Genomic DNA, 763 nt, shown 5'->3' with positions numbered 1-763 from the left:
CGGCCATGCCGCGCCCGCGCACCGTCGCCAGCTGGATCGCGGCTTCGAGCGAATGTGCCACCTCGACGCCCTCGGCGCGCCAGGTCTCGTCGCGGGTCACGACGATGTTCAACCTGCCCGGCAGCGGTCGACCGATGCCCTCATAGGTCTTGCGGCCCATGATGATAGGCTTGCCCATCGTATCGGCCTTGAAGCGCTTGAGATCGGTGGAGAGCCGCCACGGGAGCCCGCCGTCCCGCCCGATCACGCCGTTCTCGGCAATGGCAACGTAGATTGCGACATGCATCAATTTTCGCCCGTCGGCTCGAGGATCAGGATGTCGATGTCGCGCTCGGGGTAGAAATCATCCGCCGTCATCTCGAAGGTCGTCGGTCCGGTCTTTTTGACATTGTCGCCGCAGAACGAGACCAGGGCTTTCGGATTGCCCTTGTCGATCGTCAGCTTGAACTTGCCGATCGTGCCCGTAGCCCAGTTGCCGCCGGTGGTCAGGATATAGGCGATGCGGCTCTCGAAATATTTGGGGTAGCCGTCAGGGTCGTCCTTGGCCGCCTTGCGCACCGCATTTTCGAATGTGCCGTCCATGCAATACCGGGTCTTGTAGGCCGCATACTGACCCTGGAATTTGCCGTCGTAGAAGAAGCTGACCGAAGACGTGCCGCCGACGCTCGGTCTGTAGTGGTGGGAAACATGGACGTCCTTGTTGGCCGGAAAGGTCGAGCGCCACCAGTAGGTCGAACGCAATTGCCAGAACGGGGTGTAGACC

Annotated in this window: 2 protein-coding genes; both read right to left on the bottom strand. The window is 61.6% G+C overall.

Going from position 1 to position 763, the window contains the following annotated elements; all coding sequences use genetic code 11:
- Window positions 1-286: dihydrofolate reductase (locus ENZ75_RS33360; protein ID WP_164888252.1), on the bottom strand; the 286-nt coding region annotated here is incomplete at its 3' end.
- On the bottom strand, window positions 286-763 hold a 478-nt coding region (locus ENZ75_RS33355), incomplete at its 5' end, for a DUF4424 family protein (RefSeq protein WP_128278679.1). The genes ENZ75_RS33355 and ENZ75_RS33360, both read right to left, overlap by 1 nt.

Source organism: Mesorhizobium sp. M7A.F.Ca.CA.002.04.1.1, from assembly GCF_004022805.1.
Lineage (GTDB): Bacteria > Pseudomonadota > Alphaproteobacteria > Rhizobiales > Rhizobiaceae > Mesorhizobium > Mesorhizobium ciceri.
This window is presented reverse-complemented; position numbering and strand designations above follow the sequence as displayed.